Source organism: Bacillus sp. FJAT-52991 (genome assembly GCF_037201805.1).
In the GTDB taxonomy this organism is placed as follows: Bacteria; Bacillota; Bacilli; order Bacillales; family Domibacillaceae; genus Bacillus_CE; species Bacillus_CE kandeliae.
This window is the reverse complement of sequence record NZ_CP147404.1, coordinates 2,653,614-2,673,661: the sequence shown is the minus strand read 5'-3', so window position 1 is coordinate 2,673,661 and position 20,048 is coordinate 2,653,614. Positions and strand designations below refer to the sequence as shown.

Sequence of the window (20,048 nt, the reverse complement as noted above, 5' to 3'; positions counted from 1 at the left end):
GAAATTATGAGTAAAAAGGTTTTTACAGAAAAAGAGATCAAGTTGCTATCAATTAATCCTTACGTTAAATCTGTAAGTTCAAAAGGAATTACCTATACAGATGAATTTAAACATATTTTTATCGCAGAAAAAAAGAAAGGCAAGTTTGCCAGAGATATATTTGAACAACATGGTTTTGACATAGATGTTTTGGGGAAACACCGGATTAAGTCAGCTAGTAGAAGGTGGAATGATGCTTACAATGAGGGAGGGATAAGTGGTTTACGTGATACTAGAACTGGTAACTCAGGGCGTCCTAGAGAAAGAGAATTATCCCTAGAGGAGAAAAATGCTCGCTTAGAAGCACAAATTAACTTGTTAAAGGCGGAAAATGAACTTTTAAAAAAGATTCGATTTGCAGAAAGGGGGATGAAGAAATAGCACTTCCTCCTAGCCGAAAGTATATCCTTATTCGATCAGTTATCGAAAAATATCAATTAAAAAATATAGTGAGCTACCTATGTAAAGCAGCTGGCGTCTCAAGAAGTGGTTATTATAATTATTTCTCAAAAGCGTCGCAAGAACAAAGGAAGCTAAAAGATGAAAAAGATGAGGTAGTAAAGGGGATTGTCTTAAAGGCCTTCCATTTTAAAAGACGGAAAAAAGGGGCACGTCAAATCAAAATGACTTTGGCGGGTCAATTTGGTGTTGTCTACAATTTAAAGCGCATACGGCGAATCATGAAGAAGTATGGGATTATATGCCCTATCAGAAAGGCAAATCCTTATAGACGAATGATGAAAGCCACACAAGAACACCGAGTTGTACCAAATCTATTGAACCGGCAATTTAAGCAAGGTGTCCCTGGAAAGGTACTCCTAACCGATATCACATATTTATATTACGGAAAGGGTCAGAAAGCCTATTTGTCGACAATTAAAGATAGCTCAACCAATGAACTCTTGGCCTATCACGTGTCAGACCGATTAACCATGGATTTAGCTACAGGTACCCTTCTGAAGTTAAAGAAGAATCGAAACTTTAGAAAGACAGAAGATGCCTTGATACACTCTGATCAAGGTACCCACTATACACACCCTGATTTTCAAAAGTTAGTGAAGAAACTTGGATTACGTCAATCCATGTCCAGGCGAGGTAACTGTTGGGATAATGCTCCGCAAGAATCCTTCTTTGGGCATTTTAAGGACGAGGCCTATATTAAACCATGTATAACACTAGAGGAATTAAAACGTGAAATTAAGCAATATATGATTTATTACAATAACTATAGGTATCAATGGAATCTAAAAAAGATGACCCCTGTTCAATACAGAGATCATCTTCTAAAACTCACTTACTTTTACAAGTATACACTTCTATCCTTTAGGGCAGAATGCTAACGGAAAGGAAGGGGAATAATGGTATATGCATGGTGGCTACTTGGTGGTCTTTTTTTTATGATTGTGGTCGTTTGTTTGTCCAAGTTGCGTGTTATTATTCATTCCTTTTTTGAGAAGGATAATATAGACATTAAAGTTCGTCTAGAGCTTTGGAATGGATTGCTTTCCTATACGGTAAAAGTGCCATTTATGAAGCTGCTTACTTATCGGGGAAAAAAACCGCCTAGTCTTTTTTTTGAAAAAGAGACAAAAACAAAGGATGGGCAAAAGACGAAAAATGCGGACAAAAAAGAAATTACATATGCCGAATTTGAGGAGTTCCTATCGGATGCAAGGGAGTTGACTCGGCGAGTAGAGTCGCTGCGAGAGGTACTGCGCTCTTTTTTGAAGAAAGTGGAGATCAAGAACGTATGTTGGAAAACCGTTCTTGGAATGAAGGATGCTGCATGGACTGGAATGGCGGCAGGCTCACTTTGGACAGTCAAAAGTGGAGCCATTTCTATTGCGAGCTATTTGATGAGGATGACATCAGAGCCGAAAATGATGATCACTCCTGTTTTCGGTCAGTCCGTTTTACGAACGGAATTTTCATGTATGATTGCCTTCCGTCCCGGGCAAGCTATAGTTGCTGTTATTAAAATTCTTTCTCGTTGGCGTAGCAAAAAAAGGAAGTGGGGAACGGCGGCGATTAATAAACAAGTATAATTGGGAGGTAAAAATATGAGTGAACATCCAATTGAAGGCTTAATGACAACGGCGATGGAAAACTTGAAACAAATGATTGATGTTAACACGATCATTGGTGATCCGGTAGAAACACCGGATGGAAGTGTGATTATGACAGTTTCTAAAGTTGGTTTTGGTTTTGCGGCTGGTGGAAGTGAGTTCACAATTGACAAGCCAAATGGCGGCTCATCAGGAAGTTCGCAATCTAAACAGGAAAAAAGTCCATTTGGTGGTGGGAGCGGTGGTGGGGTTTCGATCACACCGATTGCTTTTTTAATTGTGAAGGGTAATGATGTGCGTATGCTTCACTTAGATGAAAATACGCATTTAATTGATAAAGTGCTTGATATGGCACCTAATGTCGTCGAAAAAATTCAAGGGATGTTTCAAAAAAATGATCCTTCTAAGACAGATGGTTGCCAAACGAAGCCTGATCAGGATCCTTCTATTTAATGAAATAGTCACATCTTCCTTGCTGAAACTCAGCAAGGGTTTTTCTTTGCTTTTTTGCTAATTTTTTCAGTAAAATAAGAAGTGTAAATAGATCAAGGAGGGATTAGGAATGGCTCATGTAACGTTTAAAGGAAATCCAATGACTTTACTTGGAAACGAAGTAAAAGTAGGAGATCAAGCACCGGATTTTACTGTGCTAGCTAACGATTTATCAGAGGTGACGCTAGCTGATTCTAAAGGAAAAGTTCGCTTGATCAGTGTGGTCCCTTCAATTGATACGGGTGTATGTGATGCTCAAACGCGTCGCTTTAATGAAGAGGCATCCAAAGTGGAAAATGTAGAAGTATTAACGATTTCTGTGGATTTACCGTTTGCACAAAAACGTTGGTGTGCAGCGAATGGCTTAGAAAATGTGAAAACATACTCGGATCATCGCGACCTTTCTTTCGCTGAGGCGTATGGGGTTCATCTGAAAGAACTACGTTTATTAGCACGTGCGGTATTTGTAGTTGACAGTCATGATAAAATTACTTACGTTGAGTATGTAAGTGAGGGAACGAATCATCCGGACTATGAAAAAGCGATTGAAGCTGTAAAAGCTGCTTTATAATCAGTAGGCTGACCCTTAACAAAAGGGTCAGCTTTTTTAAGTAATGTTCCCGGTGAGAAATGTTTAAGGAGGAACGACGAATGAATGAATTTTCCCCGATCGAAAGACTTTTCAAAACTTTCGATGAAACAGCTGCCATTTTTCAAAACGAATTGTCGTGCACATATTTAGATGCATTAGCAGAAACAGCTGAAAACTTATTCCAAAAAGACATACTGCAAGAGGAATTAAGTGAAGTGGCGAAAAAGCAAGTCTTAAAGAAGTACGAAGATATTCAGCTCGATCAATTTTCTAAAGAAGAAATGCGTAAGGCTTATCAGCTTGCTATTTTAAAAGGAATGCAAGAAAACGTCCAGCCTAATCATCAAATGACACCAGATTCTATGGGGCTATTTATCGGTTATTTACTTGGCCAGTTCATGAAGGACAAGAGTGAATTCACAATAATGGACCCTGCTGTTGGAACAGGAAATTTATTGTTTACCGTGTTAAATCATTTATCGGAAAAAAATCTAGCTGCTATTGGGGTCGATATTGATGATCTACTGTTGAAGCTTGCGTGGTGCGGAGCCAACTTACTTGAGCAGCCTGTGCAATTGTATAGTCAAGATTCGTTAGAGCCATTGTTAATCGATCCATCTGATGTGATTGTTTGCGACTTACCAGTTGGTTATTATCCGAATGACGTACGTGCTGCCGAGTACGAGTTACGTGCAGAAGAAGGTCATTCTTATGCTCATTTCTTATTTATGGAACAAAGTATTAAGCATACAAAACCAGGTGGATATTTATTTTTCCTCATACCAGATAGCTTATTTGAATCTACTGGTGCGGATAAGCTACACCGCTTTTTTCAACAGCATGCACATATTCAAGGTGTCATTGGACTCCCGCCATCCTTGTTTAAAAATAAGCAAGCAGCAAAAAATATTTTAATTTTGCAAAAGCAAGCAGAAGAGACTCAGCCACCGAAACAAGTCTTTCTTGCCAATATGCCATCAATGAAAGATCCTAAAGCTATGCAATCCATTATGGTGAAAATGGATCAATGGTTCCGAGAAAGCAAATCTTAAAAAAATCCCCTCTGTTTTTTTGAGGCCACTGAAAAACTTACGTTTTTAAAATAGGTCAGTTGATTTCCAACTAAAAAGGCGATATAGCGTTCGATTTTGAACGTTATATCGCTTTTTTCTTCGGTTATTTTTATTTGGATTCCCGTAAAAGTGTAAGGATTCGTTTGAGATTGACGGCGAATATCGCCATCGCTCCTTGCATTTGCATACCAATAAGACCCGAGGAAGAGGCCACATCATACCCGTGTCTGTGCTTGAGTTCACTATTTTTCGCTTCAATTTTATAACGCTCTTTTGCCTTCTCCTTAAAGCCTTCACTCTTTTGAAATGCTTCTTGTTCTTTATGTTCTGTCGACTTAATTGTGACAGAATACGTTTTACTTTTTGCCCCTTCTTTATAACATCCCTTTTTAAATGGACATCCCTTACATTTTTCAATATCGAAATAATACGTTTGGCGTTGATTTTCACCTACATTTTTCTTATTCGTACGGGCTTTGCGAATAGCCATGTGTCCAGCCTGACAAACGTACATCCCTGCATCTTTATTAAACTCAAATTCATTTTCTTTCGCGCGTCCACCTTGTGTAATTTGGGGATTTAGTTTCGATACTAATTGGAGCTCGTTTTCATTTGCATAGTGAATATTATCTTTTTCTGAATAAGCTGTATCCCCAATAACTGTTTCAATTTTCATGCCTGTTTCTTGGCTTTTTTCAATTAATTCTTGTAGGTATTTCCCATCGCTTTTTTCGCCTGTTGTCACGATCGCAGCGGTAATCAGTCGTTCATCACTCATAGCGATATGTGTTTTAAAGCCGAAGAAAGAAGAATCTGCCGTTTTATGACCAACACGTGCATCTGGATCAGTAGAGAAATGGAGCTGTTCTGTATAATCTTCCACTACTTCTTTCAACACATTTAATTTTTCTTTCATTGATTCATCGATTTGATAGACAGCCTTTCGGACATTTTTCGATTTTTCCATTAAAAATTCTTTGGGTGATTTTTGATTATAACGCGATTTCGTATGCGTAGCATCCACGATAATGGTTTTACTTTTAATGAGTCCTTTTTCCAGCGCCATATCGACGGTTTTATAAATAAGCATGTCTAATAAACCTACATCTTGAAGACGAAGTTTACGGAATTTCGTTAATGAACTTGAATTAATCACAGCATCTTCCGGCGCCATATCTAGGAAATATTTAAAGGACATATCATACTTCGAACGCTCGACCACATCCACATCCGACAAATCGAAGATGGATTTCAGCAATAAATATTTAAACATGCGAATCGGCGGCACTGCGTTGCGACCGTTATCGAGGCAATATTTATTTTTTAGTTCTTCTAGAATGAATGTAAAATCCACGAGTTCATTCATTTGACGAAGCATATTATCTTTTGGCACAACAATATCGTAAATCTCCATAAATGGGCTGAGAGTTAAGGATTCTTGATTGGAAATCATCGGGACACCACCTGAATGTAATATCCTTATTATACAAAAAATAGCGAGCCTTTCCTCAATTTCATCGAGGAAAGGCTCGCTTAGTTTAAATAGATGGACTTTTTCAGTGCCCTCGTTTTTTTGAGGGGATTTTTTCATCAATAATATTATTTTGAACGCTCAACCAACCACTGGTCAATCGTTGGGTACGTACGCTTCACTGCATTTCCACCAACGGCGACAGAAACATGTCCAGTAGGCATCAATTGATACGTTTTATCTTTACTGGATACTTTGTCCATTAATGGCTTTACCTGCTCTGGCGCAGCAATATGATCGCGTTGGGCGGCGATATTTAAAATATTCGCTTCAATATCGCTTAGCCGCACATGTTTCCCCCGGATCATTAATTCATCTTTAATCAGCTTGTTTTTTTGATAAAAGTCGCGGATCCATTGTCTAAACGCTTCACCAGGGAATGGGATGCCATCATGCACCCATTTTTGCATTAAAGACCAGCTTTTAATGAAGTCTTCATTGTCTGCACGTTCAGCTAATGTTATAAAAGGCCCCATATAGTTGACAAGCGGCTTTAATAGCTTATTTCCAAGGTCAATCGTTTGAGGCGGAATAATGCCAAATGTATCGACCATTTTATCCAAATTAAAATAACGCTCATCAAGCCAGTTTGTAAATAAACCGGTATCCTCAAAATCAAATGGACTTGTTAAAAAGATTAAATTACGAATTGGCAAATCGGGATGGAGAGCAGCAGAAATAGCTGTCATCGTCCCGCCCATGCAATAACCAAGTAAACTTACTTCATCCGCACCGGAAGTTCGTAATACCTTTTGGATGGCACGAGGAATGTAATCCAGAACATAATGGTCTAGTTTCATATGCCGATCTTCGTAACCTGGTGTCCCCCAATCCAATAAGTAAACGTCATGTCCTTGATCCGTTAAGTATTCGATTAGGCTACTGCCAGGAGTTAAGTCTAATATATAGGGCTTATTGATAAGGGCATAAATCATTAATAGCGGCACTTTATTTGTCTTTTCTTTTGCCGGTTGGTAACGGTATAGCTTGGCTTTGTTCTTTGTCCAAATGACTTCTTTAGGTGTTAAGCCTACTTGCGGTTCCGGTTCTTTTGTTAATACCTCTGATACTCGTTTGAAGCGGTAATAGCTTTTTTGGATATTGTCAGGTAGTGTATTTACCCAAGCTTCCATTTCTTTTGTTGTAGAGTACACGTTCACATTCCCCCTTTTTAAATGTTACAGCAAACGATTCATCTTGCTTACATGTATACACCGCCATTTACATTGATGCATTGACCTGTAATGTAATTACTGTTTGCGAGGAATAGAACAGCTTCTGCTACTTCAGAAGTTTTTCCTAAGCGCTTCATTGGGATTTTTGATATAAGTTGCTCTAGGACATTGTCTGGAATCGCTGCGGACATCTCAGTTTCAATATAGCCAGGGCAGATGGAATTAACTGTAATCCCGCTTTTAGCTGTTTCTAAAGCTAAAGATTTAGTAAAGCCAATCATGCCTGCTTTTGAAGCTGAGTAGTTCGTTTGACCGAAGGCGCCTGCTTGTCCGATGATTGAACTAATATTAATAATGCGGCCGTACTTTTGCTCAAGCATTGTATGAATGACAGCAGATGTCGTGTGATAAATACTATTTAAATTGACGTTAATCACATCGTACCACTCTTCTTCGCTAAGCTTTTTAAATGAACGATCTCTTGTAATCCCAGCATTATTGACAAGAATGTCGATTCTGCCAAATTGTTTTTTCGTTTCTTCAATTAAGTGTTTAGATTCTTCTAAGCTTGCTACATCAGCTTTGCAAGCTAGTGCTGATCCACCAAAGCTTTCAATATCTTCTACGACAGCTTTTGCTGCGTCTGAACTTGAGTTATAGTTAATGACAACATTTGCACCTTTTTTTGCTAGTTCTTTTGCAATTGTAGCACCGATCCCACGGGAACCGCCTGTTACAATGACAACTTTTCCTCTCAAACTTAACAAATCTTCATTTTTCTGGATTAGCTCTTTTTCAATGATTGCCATTTACATACACTCCTTATGTAGTTTTTTAGAAGATGACTTGCTATTAAGAACCTTGTTTCTTTGTTTGTGAAGTAGATGCTGTTGTTTTGGCAGAGGGGGCTTCAGTTGATGCGGATGCTTGTTCTGGTTCCGGTGCGGATGCCGCTTCCTCTACTTGCTGCAATGCTTTTAAGATTCGGTCCATCTTTTTATCTAGTCTGATAACTGTTGTTTTTAGCTTAGTAATTTCAGCTAGAGCTGGACTGTTCAAAAGTTCGTCTTCTACTTTTTGGTCAAGGTCTTCCACTTTCTCTTCTAAGTTAATAATGAGCGACGCAACGCTTGAAATCTCTTCGCGAGTTGGCATATTTATTTGCTTTAAATAAGCCTCTGTCGTTTTTTGAATCAGCTCTTGGAATTGTAAATAAGCGCTTTGAGTTTGGCCCATCCATTCAGAATAAGCCTCCTGCTGCATCGTTTCATGCAGGATATCATTCCAACTTGCTTCTGTTTTTTCGTAAAAACTTTTCCATACGGTAAATGGATCTGGCAATGTTTGTTGGGTCATTACGCTTTAACTCCTTTTGAATTTTTAGTTTTTTATAAATCTTAACACTATTGCTACATATTTAGGATAATACACATGAGCCATCTTTTGTTCCAAAAAAAAACGTAAAATTCTAATCAAAAACCCAGAATTTTGACAATGTTTTTAACAAATGTTGTCGATTGGAATTCATTTTGTCAATATTTGTAGGTGATGCAAAGCTTGACTTGAAATGCATATAGGTGTAAATTACACATATGAGCAATATTAAAGATATAGTAGGTGATAGCGATGGTTTCAAACCGGAGTAGCTCTAAAGAGAACAAGGACGGGAAAAGAAATGTAGCCGGTGCACCGAAAAACTTTATGATTCCTGTACTTTTGCTTCTTTTAAGGGATTGGAATGCCCACGGATATGAATTAATGCAAAAACTTATTCAATTTGGATTTCATTCCATTGATCAAGGGAATTTTTATAGAACATTAAGGCAGCTAGAGAAGGATGAGTTTGTCACTTCTGAGTGGGATACATCATCAGGGGGACCTGCCAAACGAATTTATTCCATTACATCTGCAGGTGAGCAATATTTACAGATGTGGGCCTCTTCACTAGAGCAATATCAAAAAATGCTTGATCAATTTTTTAATGTATACAGTCAATTTTTTATGCCACCAGGATTCACAACGAATAAAGATGATCAATCGAAAAAATAGACAAGACCTCTTTAGTTTAGACAGCATAACTTTTATAAGGCTTTGCAACTGTCAAATGAATGACTTTGGCAATTGTATAAGTTTTTATACAAGGTCTAATTGACCTTAATTAAATTAAAATGGAGGTTTCAAACAATGAATAAAAAAGAAACAAACAAGTCTATTGATGTAATCGATGTGTTTTGGGATGGGTGGTTTAACGGATTTAAAACGTTTTATTCTTCTCAAGATGGATTAGAGCAAAAAACACTTCAAGTGTTTGAAAGACAAAAAGATTGGATCAATTCTAGCCGCGCACAAATTTCTAAGCTAGAAGAAAACTCTAAAAAGCTGTCTTCAGAGTGGAAGTCCAATATGAACTCTTCTTGGAACCAACAAGAGCTTGGCGGCAAAAATCTTTCTGAATGGGTCGGTCAGTTAGAAGAAATCAGCTATACGACTCAAGCACTAGCTCTTAACCCAGGGAAAGCATCTATCGAAATGCTATCTAAATCTCAAGCTCATTTAGAAGAAACATATAAAAATGCACTTGAAGCACAACAACAAAACCGTGCAGAAGTATTAAACGCTTGCGAGGATTTAATTAATCAATTGAAGCAAACACAAAAAGGGATGCTTCAATCGTTTGAATTAATTGCTAAGTAATAAATGATGGTGAAGCCAACTCGGAATGAATCTGAGTTGGCTTTTTTGTGGGAAATGATTAAAGCATCTGTTCAATTGGTTTAGCATATGATTTATAATGAACACACTATGAATGAAAGGAAGAATCCAATGTAAACGATCCCTATCTAACTTAAAAACTGAATATTTAGCGAAGGAGATAGGCGTTTATGTTTAATCAACGTTCTTTTCATTTACTTTGGATCGGGCAAGTTTTGGCTAATAGTGGAGACCTTTTTTACATTGTGGGTTTAATTAGTATTTTTTACAAATTGAGCGGTTCCGCAGCTTTAATGGCGTTCATTCCATTTGTTATCACAATTTCCCGATTTGGTGGTGAGGTTGTAGCCCCTTTACTTGTTGAACGATATTCTTTGAAGAAAATCCTGGTCTATTCTCAACTAGGAAAAACGATGTTGTTAGGCATACTTGCTTTAGACCCGTGGATGAAGATAGATACGAATGATTTGTACTTTGTGTTTTTGATTGTAGCCCTCATGGCTTTTCTCGACGGATGGGCTATACCTACACGGAATTCGCTACTTCCACAGTTTGTTTCACCTAGTAGGTTAGTAAAAGCAAATAGTTTAATAGTGGTCGTGGATCAAATCATTCAACTTGGTGGTTGGCCGATTGGTGCGATCCTTGTTGCGCTTTTTGGAGGTGCATACTTGATTGATTTGACCATTGCTTTGTTTTTGCTTTCTACGCTTATCATGATGGGGATTCAAGACAGTGAAGAAAAGCGAACACCTTCTTCAGAAAATAAAAGGGATGCTGTAAAAGAAGGCTGGGTGATTATTTGGAAAACACCGTCGCTGAAGACAGTGGCTGTTATGGATGTAATGGATTCTATCGCCAACGTCGTTTGGATTGCGGCTATTTTGTATATTTATGTGGAGGAAGTTCTTCATAAAAGCGAAGCCTGGTGGGGATATATAAACTCCGCTTTTTTTGTTGGTTTAATGATCGGAGGGCTGCTAAGTCTGAAAGCACAATCTTATTTGAAAAGGAAGTTTTCGCAAGTTATTTGTATTAGTGCATTATTGGTGGGCGTTTTCACTTTATGTTTCGGTCTTTCCACTAATCCTTTATGGTCGTTATTAATGTCTGTTTTTGTGGGTGTAGCCACGCAATTGAAAATGATTGGACAGCAAACGGTTGTTCAATTAACCGCATCAAAGAAACAGTTGCCCAAGGTGCTTTCAGCGAGAGATGCGATATTGACCGGAACTTTTGGAGTGGCTTCTCTGTTTTTTGGTTATGTAGCAGAAACATATGGAGTTATTACTGTATTTGTGATTGCGGCTAACCTGTTGTTCTTCTCGAGTATTTGGGCTTATATAAGAAGGAAGTATTTATCGTTGCAGAAATTGGAAAGAGATTGAAAAGAAAGCTCTTTCTTAAGCAGATGAGGACGAGTTTCTCCTTTTTTGTTGTTTTCCTAATAGAAAAACAACATAGGGGGAGCTTGTCGCATGCATAGAGAGAAATTGACATTTTTAATAGGATCATAGAGAATGAAAAGACAAGCAACAGTGAAACAAGGAGGGGATTGTTATGGCTTGGACTGAACGAGACGAAGCTGTTTGGGAAGATATTATGGCTTGGGAACAATCACTAGTAGATTATGAAGGCAATGATTTCCAATATACATATGCTAAATGGTTACAAGCGGCATTTGAAGCTATTCCGGAAGAAACAGTGGCTACTTTTTTTGGTCAGTTGGATAATGCACTTTTTCAAATGCATTCTTTATTGCAAGGTTCACAATTTCAAAATGAAGCGCGTGAGAGAATCTTAACTTCTGCTAGAGTTTTTAATGAAGAGGTAAAGACGATTCCCGATATGAAAAAGCTAACACTAGACCAGTTAGCCTACTTAAATCGTCAGCAGGCATCTAGACAACGTATGTATTCTCTCATTCAAGGAGGCATCACGGGAACGGGTGGAGCTGTGCCGGTTAGCACGGATTTTCTTGCCATGGTCTTGATTAACCTGCGAGCTGTTCAGTTGACAGCTATGTCTTACGGATACGACCCGCAGACACCATTTGAAATGATGGCCTCCCTAAAGGTGTTTCACGCAGCTACATTGCCAGATCGTTTAAAGGCAGCCGGCTGGCAGGAGCTTCTCTTGGAACTAGAAGCGCAGGACCAATCTTTCTTTTATGAAGAAACCGATCAGTTGACAGGCACGGCTTGGATTGAAGGGCCGATCAAGCAATTGTTTAAGTTGATGGCTATTACTGTATTTAAACATAAAAAAATATCTAACTTGCCCCTTGTTAGTTTAGCGATCGGAGCGGGTATGAACTATCGTTTAACGAAAACGGTAACGACCTATGCAGAAAAATATTATCAATATCGCTTATTGCAGGAGAAGAAAGCAGACAGCCAATGAAAAAGCCGCCGTGTACGAAAAGTATACGGCGGCTTTTGTGAGTGCTGATACATTGCCAGATGGACTTATTTCTCCATAGAAGGCGAAGTCCGAAACCAAAGCCAAAGATCATTAATGATAGAAGCAAGTTCACTGATTTCTTCATTAAGCAAGCAAGAGCGCTGAAAGCTTTCTTCATGATCAAGCTGAGCTTGGCGTTCGTTAATTTCTTTTTCCAAGTTTTTAATTCGATCGGGAATACTGCCACGAATCGTTTCCCATTCATGAAGGATATAGGCTTGTTCATTCATAGAGTAATGAGTCCATTCCTTCATTAAATGAGGTACAGAGATCCCAAGACGTGGGTTTGTTTGAAAGTACATAGGCTCTCCCATCTTTTTTTCTCCATCTTACCGTTTTCCTTTGTTTTCTGCAAAACTCCAGTATTGCATGATTATTTATTCATAAAAAAGCAAAAAAATACACTTTTTTTGAATAAACTACTTGAAAGCTTATGAAGAACATGGTATTCTTTATTCATGTTAAGAGAATAAAAATTAATAAAAATGAATATTTATACTAATAGATATCAACTTAGAGGAGGAAGTAAGTCATGAGTAAAAAAGTTGTTCTTGCGTATTCTGGGGGATTAGATACATCGGTGGCCATTCCGTGGTTAAAGGAGAAAGGTTATGATGTAGTCGCTTGTTGCTTAGATGTTGGTGAAGGAAAGGATTTAGAGTTTATTAAAGAAAAGGCACTTCAAGTAGGAGCGGTAGCGAGCTACATGATCGATGCGAAAGAAGAATATGCAAAAGAGTATGCATTAATCGCTCTTCAAGCACATACTTTATACGAGGGTAAATATCCGCTAGTATCCGCACTTTCACGTCCGCTTATTTCGAAAAAGCTAGTAGAGGTAGCTGAAAAAGAAAATGCAGTCGCGGTTGCTCACGGTTGTACGGGTAAAGGAAATGATCAAGTTCGTTTCGAAGTATCCATTAAAGCATTGAATCCTGATCTTGAAGTTCTTGCTCCAGTACGTGATTGGAAATGGTCACGGGAAGAAGAGATCGAGTATGCGAAACAAAACAATATTCCAGTGCCGATCAACTTAGATAGTCCATTCTCGATCGACCAAAACCTTTGGGGTAGAAGCAATGAGTGCGGAATTTTGGAAGATCCTTGGGCAGCGCCACCAGAGGATGCTTATGATTTAACAGTTGCTTTAGAAAACACACCAGATAGTCCTGAAATCATCGAAATCGATTTTAAAGAAGGTGTACCAGTTGCAGTGAACGGCGTACAATATTCTTTAGCTGAACTAATCCTTCATTTAAATGAAGTAGCTGGAAAACATGGTGTAGGAAGAATTGACCATGTAGAAAACCGCCTTGTTGGTATTAAATCGAGAGAAGTGTATGAGTGCCCAGGTGCGATCACATTAATCAAGGCGCATAAAGAACTTGAAGATTTAACGTTAGTAAAAGAAGTCGCTCACTTTAAACCAGTGATTGAGAAGAAAATCACAGAGCTGATCTATGATGGATTATGGTTCTCCTCATTGAGAGCACCACTTGAAGCATTCTTAAAAGAAACGCAGAAGTTTGTGACTGGAACGGTTCGTGTGAAATTGTTTAAAGGTCATGCCATTGTAGAAGGAAGAAAATCTGACTATTCTCTATACAATGAAAAACTAGCGACATACACAACAGAAGATGAGTTTGATCACGATGCAGCCGTAGGGTTTATCCAGTTATGGGGTCTTCCAACAAAAGTGAATTCAATGGTACAGCAGGAGAAGGAGAAGATTCATTCATGAAAAAGCTATGGGGAGGGCGCTTCCAAAAGTCAGCAGAACAATGGGTAGATGAATTTGGAGCATCCATCCACTTTGATCAAGAGCTTGTGTTTGAAGACTTAGAAGGAAGTATCGCGCATGTCACAATGCTTGGTGAAACAGGCATTTTAACAAAAGAGGAAGCAGATCAAATCACGGGCGGCCTTGAAGCTTTAAAGGAGAAAGCTTCAAAAGGTGAATTAGCTTTTTCGGTTGCCCAAGAGGACATCCATTTAAATTTAGAAAAATTCTTGATCGAAGAAATCGGAGCGGTTGGTGGCAAGCTTCACACTGGCCGTAGCCGTAACGATCAAGTAGCCACTGATATGCATTTGTACTTGAAGAAGCAGGTCAAGCTAATCATTGGTTTAATTGAAGCGTTTCAAGAAGCAATTGTGGAGAAAGCCGAGGCGCATGTGGAAACACTCGCACCTGGCTACACCCACTTGCAAAGAGCACAGCCGATTTCATTCGGCCACCACTTAATGGCATATTTCTGGATGCTGCAAAGAGATAAAGAGCGTTTTCAAGAGGGATTAAAACGGACGGACATCTCGCCTCTAGGCGCTGGTGCCCTTGCTGGTACAACGTTCCCAATTGATCGTGAATTATCGGCTGAGCTACTTGGGTTTGCAGGAGTCTATGCCAACAGCATGGATGCGGTCAGTGACCGTGACTTCATCCTTGAATTTTTAAGCGCTTCTTCCATTTTAATGATGCATCTGTCTCGCTTGGCAGAAGAGATGATTCTTTGGTCGAGCCAAGAGTTTCAATTTATTGAAATGGATGATGCCTTCTCTACGGGATCAAGCATTATGCCTCAGAAGAAAAATCCTGATATGGCAGAGCTCATCCGTGGAAAAACAGGTCGCGTATACGGCAATCTATTTAGTTTGTTAACTGTATTAAAAGGTTTACCGCTTGCGTATAACAAAGATATGCAAGAGGACAAGGAAGGTATGTTCGATACAGTACATACAATTATTGGTTCCTTGAAAATTTTTGCAGGAATGGTTCAAACAATGAAGGTGAACGAGGACCGCTTAGGAGAAGCAGTCCACAACGATTTCTCCAATGCTACGGAGCTGGCTGATTACTTAGCATCAAAAGGCATTCCATTCCGCGAAGCACACGAAATAGTTGGAAAACTAGTGCTTCACTGCATCCAAAATCAATGCTATCTCGCTGACCTGCCTTTAGAGGAGCTAAAAGCAGCGTCTGAGGTCATTGAAGAAGACATTTATCAAGTGCTGTCACCATATGAAGCCGTCAAAAGAAGGAAGTCTTTAGGCGGTACTGGATTCGACCAAGTTCAGCTCCAAATCAGTGCAGCAAAAGACTTGATCGATGCGCAACAAGCCCTTAAGGAGTAAGGGCTTGTTTTTTTGTAGAGAAAAAAGTATTCCCTTCGCTTCAGTTGCTAAAGCGAGGGGGAATGCTTTTATTTTTCTAATTTATGAAGCATAACGGAGAGAACTTTAGCTGATTGAGCGCGAGTTGAGCTTTCTTTTGGTCCGAATTTATCATTTGTTTTTCCTTCCATGATTCCTAGGCGGAAGGCTTTCTGAACGGATTCTTTTGCGTAAGCGTTAATTTTTTCTGCATCTTTGAAATTCTTGATTGGACCGTCTTCTACTGATTTCTCTGCCTTGTATTCATAAGCACGCACAGACATTGCAGCCATTTGTTCGCGTGTAATCGGCTCATACGGTGCAAATGTAGTGGCTGATTCTCCGTTAATAATTCCTGCTTCAAAAGCAATTGAAAATAAAAAGATTGTAAGGGTTTTTCTCTACAATCGGAGACCCTTAAGATATAAGGGCAGTTTTCTAGGGGAATAAAAAAAACTGCCCCAAAAAATTGAGACAGTTTTTCATCTTATTCTCCCTTATCTGTGCGAACGACTAGTACGTCGCAACGAGCAGCACGAGTGATGTGTTCAGATACACTTCCGATTAAGAAGCGCTCCATTGCGTTTAGCCCAGTAGCTCCACAAACGATTAAGTCAGCTTCGACTTTTTTCGCTACATCTTTAGGAATGATTACTTTAGGTGAACCATATTCCACAAACGTATTGACTGCTTTCACTCCAGCTTTTTCAGCTTCTGCTTTGTACTCTTCTAATAGGTCGCTACCATATTTAGAAGCACGTTCAGCGATTGTACGGTCATATGCTTCGATGGCTGCGAATGAACGAGTGTCAATGACATGCAATAAATTTAACGTTGCATCATTTCGTTTAGAAATCTCGATTGATTTTTTAAATGCCCATTCTGCTTCTTTTGAACCGTCAACAGCTACAAGAATATTTTCATATTTCATACTCATTTGTCATTCCCCCTTATAATTTAGGTGTACAACAATTATAGCATTCTATCAGTAAAATTTTACTGAGAAATGTGAAATTTTCCTAAACAAATAGTAATTCTTTAGGGAATGAAGTTAGGATTTGACTTCCTGTGCTTGTCACGTACACATCGTCTTCAATCCGAACGCCGGCGACACCTGGAACATAAATGCCTGGCTCAATGGTAAAGACCATTCCTTCTTGAAGAACAAGCTCGTTTGTTTCAGTGATGCTAGGGAATTCATGTACACTAATGCCAAGTCCATGACCGAGACGATGTGGGAAGTATTCTCCATATCCTGCATCGGCAATGATAGATCTCGCTATTAAATCGATTTCTTTCGCTGTTATACCTGGTTTAACCGCAGCAATCGCCGCTTGTTCCGCTTTAAGTACTGTTTCGTAAATTTCCCGCTGTTTGTCGTTGATTTCTCCAAAAGCAACGGTACGTGTAATGTCTGAGCAATAACCTTCATAAACGACACCAAGATCAAATAAGACTAAATCGCCCTTTTGAACTTTTGTTGCCCCAGGGATGCCGTGTGGAGAAGCCGCATTTGCTCCAGTTAACACCATTGTCGAAAATGACATTTCCGCAATGCCTTTCTTTTTCATTTCAAATTCGATTTCTGCTAAAATTTCCAGCTCAGATTTTCCTTCTTGGATTGCCTCTGTTCCCACTTTAATTGCATAGTCAGCGTATTCCGCTGCCTTTTTCAAACTGGCTAGCTCTTTTTCATCTTTGATCATTCGCAACTGCTCTAGCTTGGCTTCCGCTGAAACAAAGGTAGCGGAAGGGAAGCGTGTAGACAGTTCCTCGTATCGTTCAACGTTTAAGTGTTGTTTTTCGACAGCTATCTGTTGAGTGTTGTTGATTCGACTATTAACGCGGGATTGAATCATTTCCCAAGGGTTTTCGATATCAGTATATCCAACGACTTCATATGCCCAGCCGCTGTTTTGTGCGTCGGTTACTTCCATTTTCGGACAGACTAGAAAAGGCTCTGCTTCTTGAAAGATGGCGACACCGAGAAGACGCTCATGCGGATCGCTTCTGAAGCCTGTTAAATAAAAGACGTTTTCAGATGAGGTAATAAATGAAAAAGGAATATCTTCTGTTTTCATCCAATTCATTAGTTTTGTTAATCGTTGATTCATGCTGTTTTCCTCCTTAGCGATTTTAAAAATCGTATCAATAAAAGTCTATCATGTAAAATGAGAGGAAAAAAGATGATTTAAGCGAATAGTAAATTAGGGGGAATATTTTCAGTTGAAAGGAGTTTATCAAAGTGAAAGTATCCTATCATGGACATTCAATTGTAAAAGTAGAAACAAAAGGAAAAACAATCTTAATTGATCCGTTTATTACCGGAAATGGTTTGACGGATCTAAAAGTAGAAGAGGAGCATCCCGATGTGATCGTTTTGACGCATGGTCATGGTGATCATGTCGGTGACACGATCGAATTAGCGAAGAAGAGTGGGGCTTTAGTTATTGCGGTGAATGAACTCGCTATTTATTTGGCTCACCAAGGATTGAATACTCATCCGATGCATATCGGCGGTAGCTTTGAATTTGATTTTGGAAAAGTGAAGTTTACGCAGGCGTTTCATGGTTCTGGTTTGCAGCAGGCAGACGGTACATTTCTTTATATGGGAATGCCAGCGGGTGTATTGTTAATGATCGAAGGGAAAACAATTTATCATGCGGGAGATACGGGGTTATTCTCTGATATGAAATTAATTGGCGAACGTCATCCAATCGATCTCGCTTTCTTGCCAATTGGCGATAATTTCACGATGGGTCCGGAAGATGCTGCGATCGCGGCTCAGTTTTTACAGGCTAAGCAAGTCATTCCGATCCATTTCAATACGTTCCCACCTATTAAACAAGATCCTTACGCTTTTATTAACAAACTCGAAGCAAACAATGGTCTCGTACTAGAGCCAGGTGAAGTGATCGAGCTGTAAGCAAATGAAAGAAGTTGTCTCATAAAGGAGATGGATCTTTTATGGGACAATCTTTGTTTCATCCACCTTTGCGAGTTTTCCACTCTCTCCTCTAAACATTTTTTCCGAAAATTGAATCCGACACCTTTTCATCTTATAATAACTGTATTAGGGGATCGGAAAGGAACAGGTGAAACAGTTGATAACGAAACATGAGCAGATTTTACACTATATCGAAGAGTTGCCAATCGGTGAGAAAATATCAGTTAGGCAAATAGCGAAAGCGTTGTCTGTCAGTGAAGGGACCGCTTATCGAGCAATTAAGGATGCGGAAACGAAAGGGTTAGTTTCTGCGATTGAACGAGTGGGTACAATTCGGATCGAACAGAAGAAGAAAGAAAATATTGAAAAGCTGACATTTGCTGAAGTCGTGAAAATTATCGACGGACAGGTGCTTGGTGGTCGAGCAGGTCTTCATAAAACGTTAAATAAATTTGTCATCGGCGCCATGAAGCTTGAGGCGATGATGAGATATACAGGCCCAGGTAATTTATTAATCGTCGGTAATCGAACGCAAGCTCATGAGCACGCTTTACAGGCCGGGGCAGCTGTTTTAATCACAGGTGGATTTGATACGGAAGAGGAGGTAAAGAAGCTAGCAGATGAGCTTGAACTTCCTGTCATCTCCACAAGCTATGATACATTCACGGTTGCGACGATGATTAACCGGGCGATTTATGACCAGTTAATTAAAAAAGAGATTGTGCTTGTTGGTGATATTTTTACCGCTTTTGATCAAACGGCGGCCTTATCCGCTAATGATACAGTTAATGATTGGCTTGAAAAAAATAGGCAAACGTTGCATAGCCGTTTCCCTGTTATTGATGACCAGTTGAAGGTACAAGGGATGGTCACAGCGAAGGATATTATGGGGCATGAAAAAGAATGGCCGATTGAGAAGGTAATGACGAAGAATCCGATCACAGTTAGTGTGAAAACAAGTGTTGCTTCCGCTTCCCATATCATGATTTGGGAAGGGATCGAACTATTGCCAGTTGTTGATGATCACAATCGAATTCAAGGAATTATTAGCAGGCAAGATGTGTTAAAAGCACTGCAAATGACGCAGCGGCAACCGCAAATGGGGGAGACATTAAATGATACCATTACTAACCAAATAGATTTATCAGGAAAAGGGGAAAGTGTGTATACATTTGAAGTGACTCCACAAATGACGAATCAAATAGGGACGATTTCTTACGGTGTGTTCACTACGCTTGTAACAGAAGCAGCAAATCAAGCGATGCGTGCTCAGAAAAAAGGAGACTTAGTCATTGAGAATATTACCATTTACTTTATCAAGCCGGTTCAAATGGAAAGCATACTAGAAATTCATCCGAAAGTGCTCGAAGTTGGACGAAAGTTTGGAAAAGTGGATGTGGAAGTGTTCAATAGTGGCATTCTTGTAGGAAAGGCGCTAATGATGTGTCAAGTTATTGAGCGCAATTAAAACACCGCTCCGATCGTAGGAGCGGCTATTAAGCAATTAATTATTGTATTCCTCTGCTTCTTTTCGGGCATATGGAAGGAAGTGGCGATATGCTTTAATGCCCGCCCATACACTACCAAAACCGACAAGTATAAAGACAGCGGCAACGATGTAAGCAACCGTTGATTGTTGAATGAACAGCGTGTTGATTCCGAAGACGCCCACACAAAGGCCAAGAGCGATACTAGACTTAGCAGATACCCATTTCTTTTCCATTGGAAGTCTGCTTCTAACGTACCGTACCTTATACATGATATAGAAAGAGAACGATATAACAATAATAAACACTAAAACAGGCATA

Annotated in this window: 22 protein-coding genes and 1 pseudogene; 13 read left to right on the top strand and 10 right to left on the bottom strand. The window is 39.3% G+C overall.

Annotation, left to right across the window (positions count from 1 at the left end):
* The first annotated feature begins 6 nt into the window (after positions 1-6).
* The 5 genes from WDJ61_RS13760 to WDJ61_RS13740 all read left to right on the top strand — a co-directional run bounded on the left by WDJ61_RS13760 (position 7) and on the right by WDJ61_RS13740 (position 4,241).
* A protein-coding gene (locus tag WDJ61_RS13760; protein ID WP_338750683.1) for an IS3 family transposase occupies positions 7-1,379 on the top strand; the annotation gives its coding sequence in 2 pieces (ribosomal slippage) (positions 7-379 and positions 379-1,379; 1,374 coding nt in all).
* Between the two features lie 18 nt (positions 1,380-1,397).
* A complete protein-coding gene (locus WDJ61_RS13755) occupies positions 1,398-2,084 on the top strand; it encodes a DUF2953 domain-containing protein (protein WP_338750681.1) in 687 nt (228 codons plus the stop codon).
* Positions 2,085-2,099: 15 nt separating this feature from the next.
* Positions 2,100-2,558, top strand: coding sequence for a GerW family sporulation protein (gene ytfJ / locus WDJ61_RS13750; RefSeq protein WP_338750679.1), 459 nt, complete (start codon positions 2,100-2,102; stop codon positions 2,556-2,558).
* Positions 2,559-2,667: 109 nt separating this feature from the next.
* On the top strand, positions 2,668-3,168 hold the full coding sequence (tpx, locus tag WDJ61_RS13745; protein WP_338750677.1) for a thiol peroxidase: 501 nt from the start codon (positions 2,668-2,670) through the stop codon (positions 3,166-3,168).
* 80 nt (positions 3,169-3,248) lie between these two features.
* Positions 3,249-4,241 carry a class I SAM-dependent methyltransferase gene (locus tag WDJ61_RS13740; protein WP_338750675.1) on the top strand — a complete coding sequence of 331 codons (993 nt, stop codon included), beginning with the start codon at positions 3,249-3,251 and terminating at the stop codon, positions 4,239-4,241.
* A gap of 130 nt (positions 4,242-4,371) precedes the next feature.
* On the opposite strand, the gene WDJ61_RS13735 is transcribed toward WDJ61_RS13740, so the two are convergent.
* From WDJ61_RS13735 to WDJ61_RS13720, 4 genes are all read right to left on the bottom strand, one after another.
* Positions 4,372-5,715: an IS1182 family transposase gene (locus WDJ61_RS13735; RefSeq protein WP_338750673.1), complete on the bottom strand. Its 1,344-nt coding sequence runs from the start codon at positions 5,713-5,715 to the stop codon at positions 4,372-4,374.
* Between the two features lie 146 nt (positions 5,716-5,861).
* Positions 5,862-6,926: a class III poly(R)-hydroxyalkanoic acid synthase subunit PhaC gene (phaC, locus tag WDJ61_RS13730; RefSeq protein ID WP_338754801.1), complete on the bottom strand. Its 1,065-nt coding sequence runs from the start codon at positions 6,924-6,926 to the stop codon at positions 5,862-5,864.
* Between the two features lie 68 nt (positions 6,927-6,994).
* Complete coding sequence (gene fabG / locus WDJ61_RS13725; RefSeq protein WP_338754800.1) at positions 6,995-7,735, bottom strand: 3-oxoacyl-[acyl-carrier-protein] reductase; 741 nt, start codon at positions 7,733-7,735, stop codon at positions 6,995-6,997.
* Positions 7,736-7,820: 85 nt separating this feature from the next.
* Positions 7,821-8,324 carry a poly(R)-hydroxyalkanoic acid synthase subunit PhaE gene (locus WDJ61_RS13720; protein ID WP_338750671.1) on the bottom strand — a complete coding sequence of 168 codons (504 nt, stop codon included), beginning with the start codon at positions 8,322-8,324 and terminating at the stop codon, positions 7,821-7,823.
* 270 nt (positions 8,325-8,594) lie between these two features.
* Here WDJ61_RS13720 and phaQ point away from each other — a divergent pair, with 270 nt between their 5' ends.
* The 4 genes from phaQ to WDJ61_RS13700 all read left to right on the top strand — a co-directional run bounded on the left by phaQ (position 8,595) and on the right by WDJ61_RS13700 (position 12,083).
* On the top strand, positions 8,595-9,017 hold the full coding sequence (phaQ, locus tag WDJ61_RS13715; protein ID WP_338750669.1) for a poly-beta-hydroxybutyrate-responsive repressor: 423 nt from the start codon (positions 8,595-8,597) through the stop codon (positions 9,015-9,017).
* A gap of 135 nt (positions 9,018-9,152) precedes the next feature.
* On the top strand, positions 9,153-9,662 hold the full coding sequence (locus tag WDJ61_RS13710; RefSeq protein ID WP_338750667.1) for a hypothetical protein: 510 nt from the start codon (positions 9,153-9,155) through the stop codon (positions 9,660-9,662).
* A 188-nt stretch (positions 9,663-9,850) separates the two neighbouring features.
* A complete protein-coding gene (locus WDJ61_RS13705; RefSeq protein WP_338750665.1) occupies positions 9,851-11,068 on the top strand; it encodes an MFS transporter in 1,218 nt (405 codons plus the stop codon).
* Positions 11,069-11,240: 172 nt separating this feature from the next.
* Positions 11,241-12,083, top strand: a complete 843-nt coding sequence (locus WDJ61_RS13700) for an EcsC family protein (RefSeq protein ID WP_338750663.1) — start codon at positions 11,241-11,243, stop codon at positions 12,081-12,083.
* A 65-nt stretch (positions 12,084-12,148) separates the two neighbouring features.
* Here the strand turns inward: WDJ61_RS13700 and WDJ61_RS13695 are convergent, their stop codons facing one another.
* Positions 12,149-12,457 carry a hypothetical protein gene (locus WDJ61_RS13695; protein ID WP_338750661.1) on the bottom strand — a complete coding sequence of 103 codons (309 nt, stop codon included), beginning with the start codon at positions 12,455-12,457 and terminating at the stop codon, positions 12,149-12,151.
* 218 nt (positions 12,458-12,675) lie between these two features.
* Here WDJ61_RS13695 and WDJ61_RS13690 point away from each other — a divergent pair, with 218 nt between their 5' ends.
* Positions 12,676-13,884, top strand: coding sequence for an argininosuccinate synthase (locus tag WDJ61_RS13690; protein WP_338750659.1), 1,209 nt, complete (start codon positions 12,676-12,678; stop codon positions 13,882-13,884).
* Positions 13,881-15,275, top strand: a complete 1,395-nt coding sequence (gene argH, locus WDJ61_RS13685) for an argininosuccinate lyase (protein WP_338750657.1) — start codon at positions 13,881-13,883, stop codon at positions 15,273-15,275. Before WDJ61_RS13690 ends, argH begins: the two co-directional genes overlap by 4 nt.
* A gap of 68 nt (positions 15,276-15,343) precedes the next feature.
* Here argH and WDJ61_RS13680 read toward each other — a convergent pair whose 3' ends face one another.
* The 4 genes and pseudogenes from WDJ61_RS13680 to WDJ61_RS13670 form a co-directional block, all read right to left on the bottom strand.
* Positions 15,344-15,577 carry an S-layer homology domain-containing protein gene (locus WDJ61_RS13680; protein ID WP_338750655.1) on the bottom strand — a complete coding sequence of 78 codons (234 nt, stop codon included), beginning with the start codon at positions 15,575-15,577 and terminating at the stop codon, positions 15,344-15,346.
* A gap of 15 nt (positions 15,578-15,592) precedes the next feature.
* Positions 15,593-15,664, bottom strand: a pseudogene (locus WDJ61_RS19125) (S-layer homology domain-containing protein); the annotation flags it as partial.
* Positions 15,665-15,780: 116 nt separating this feature from the next.
* The gene (locus tag WDJ61_RS13675) at positions 15,781-16,230 is read right to left on the bottom strand and encodes a universal stress protein (RefSeq protein WP_338750653.1); all 450 of its coding nucleotides are present in this window, start codon (positions 16,228-16,230) and stop codon (positions 15,781-15,783) included.
* Positions 16,231-16,312: 82 nt separating this feature from the next.
* Positions 16,313-17,407, bottom strand: coding sequence for a Xaa-Pro peptidase family protein (locus tag WDJ61_RS13670; RefSeq protein ID WP_338750651.1), 1,095 nt, complete (start codon positions 17,405-17,407; stop codon positions 16,313-16,315).
* 131 nt (positions 17,408-17,538) lie between these two features.
* Between WDJ61_RS13670 and WDJ61_RS13665 the strand changes: the two genes are divergently transcribed.
* Both WDJ61_RS13665 and WDJ61_RS13660 read left to right on the top strand, forming a co-directional pair.
* Entirely contained in the window at positions 17,539-18,219 is a 681-nt protein-coding gene (locus WDJ61_RS13665) for a metal-dependent hydrolase (protein ID WP_338750649.1), read from the top strand.
* Between the two features lie 178 nt (positions 18,220-18,397).
* Positions 18,398-19,708 (top strand): CBS domain-containing protein, encoded by a 1,311-nt coding sequence (locus WDJ61_RS13660; protein WP_338750647.1) that lies wholly within the window; start codon positions 18,398-18,400, stop codon positions 19,706-19,708.
* Positions 19,709-19,744: 36 nt separating this feature from the next.
* On the opposite strand, the gene WDJ61_RS13655 is transcribed toward WDJ61_RS13660, so the two are convergent.
* Complete coding sequence (locus tag WDJ61_RS13655) at positions 19,745-20,047, bottom strand: YtpI family protein (RefSeq protein WP_338750645.1); 303 nt, start codon at positions 20,045-20,047, stop codon at positions 19,745-19,747.
* Position 20,048: the final 1 nt, after the last annotated feature.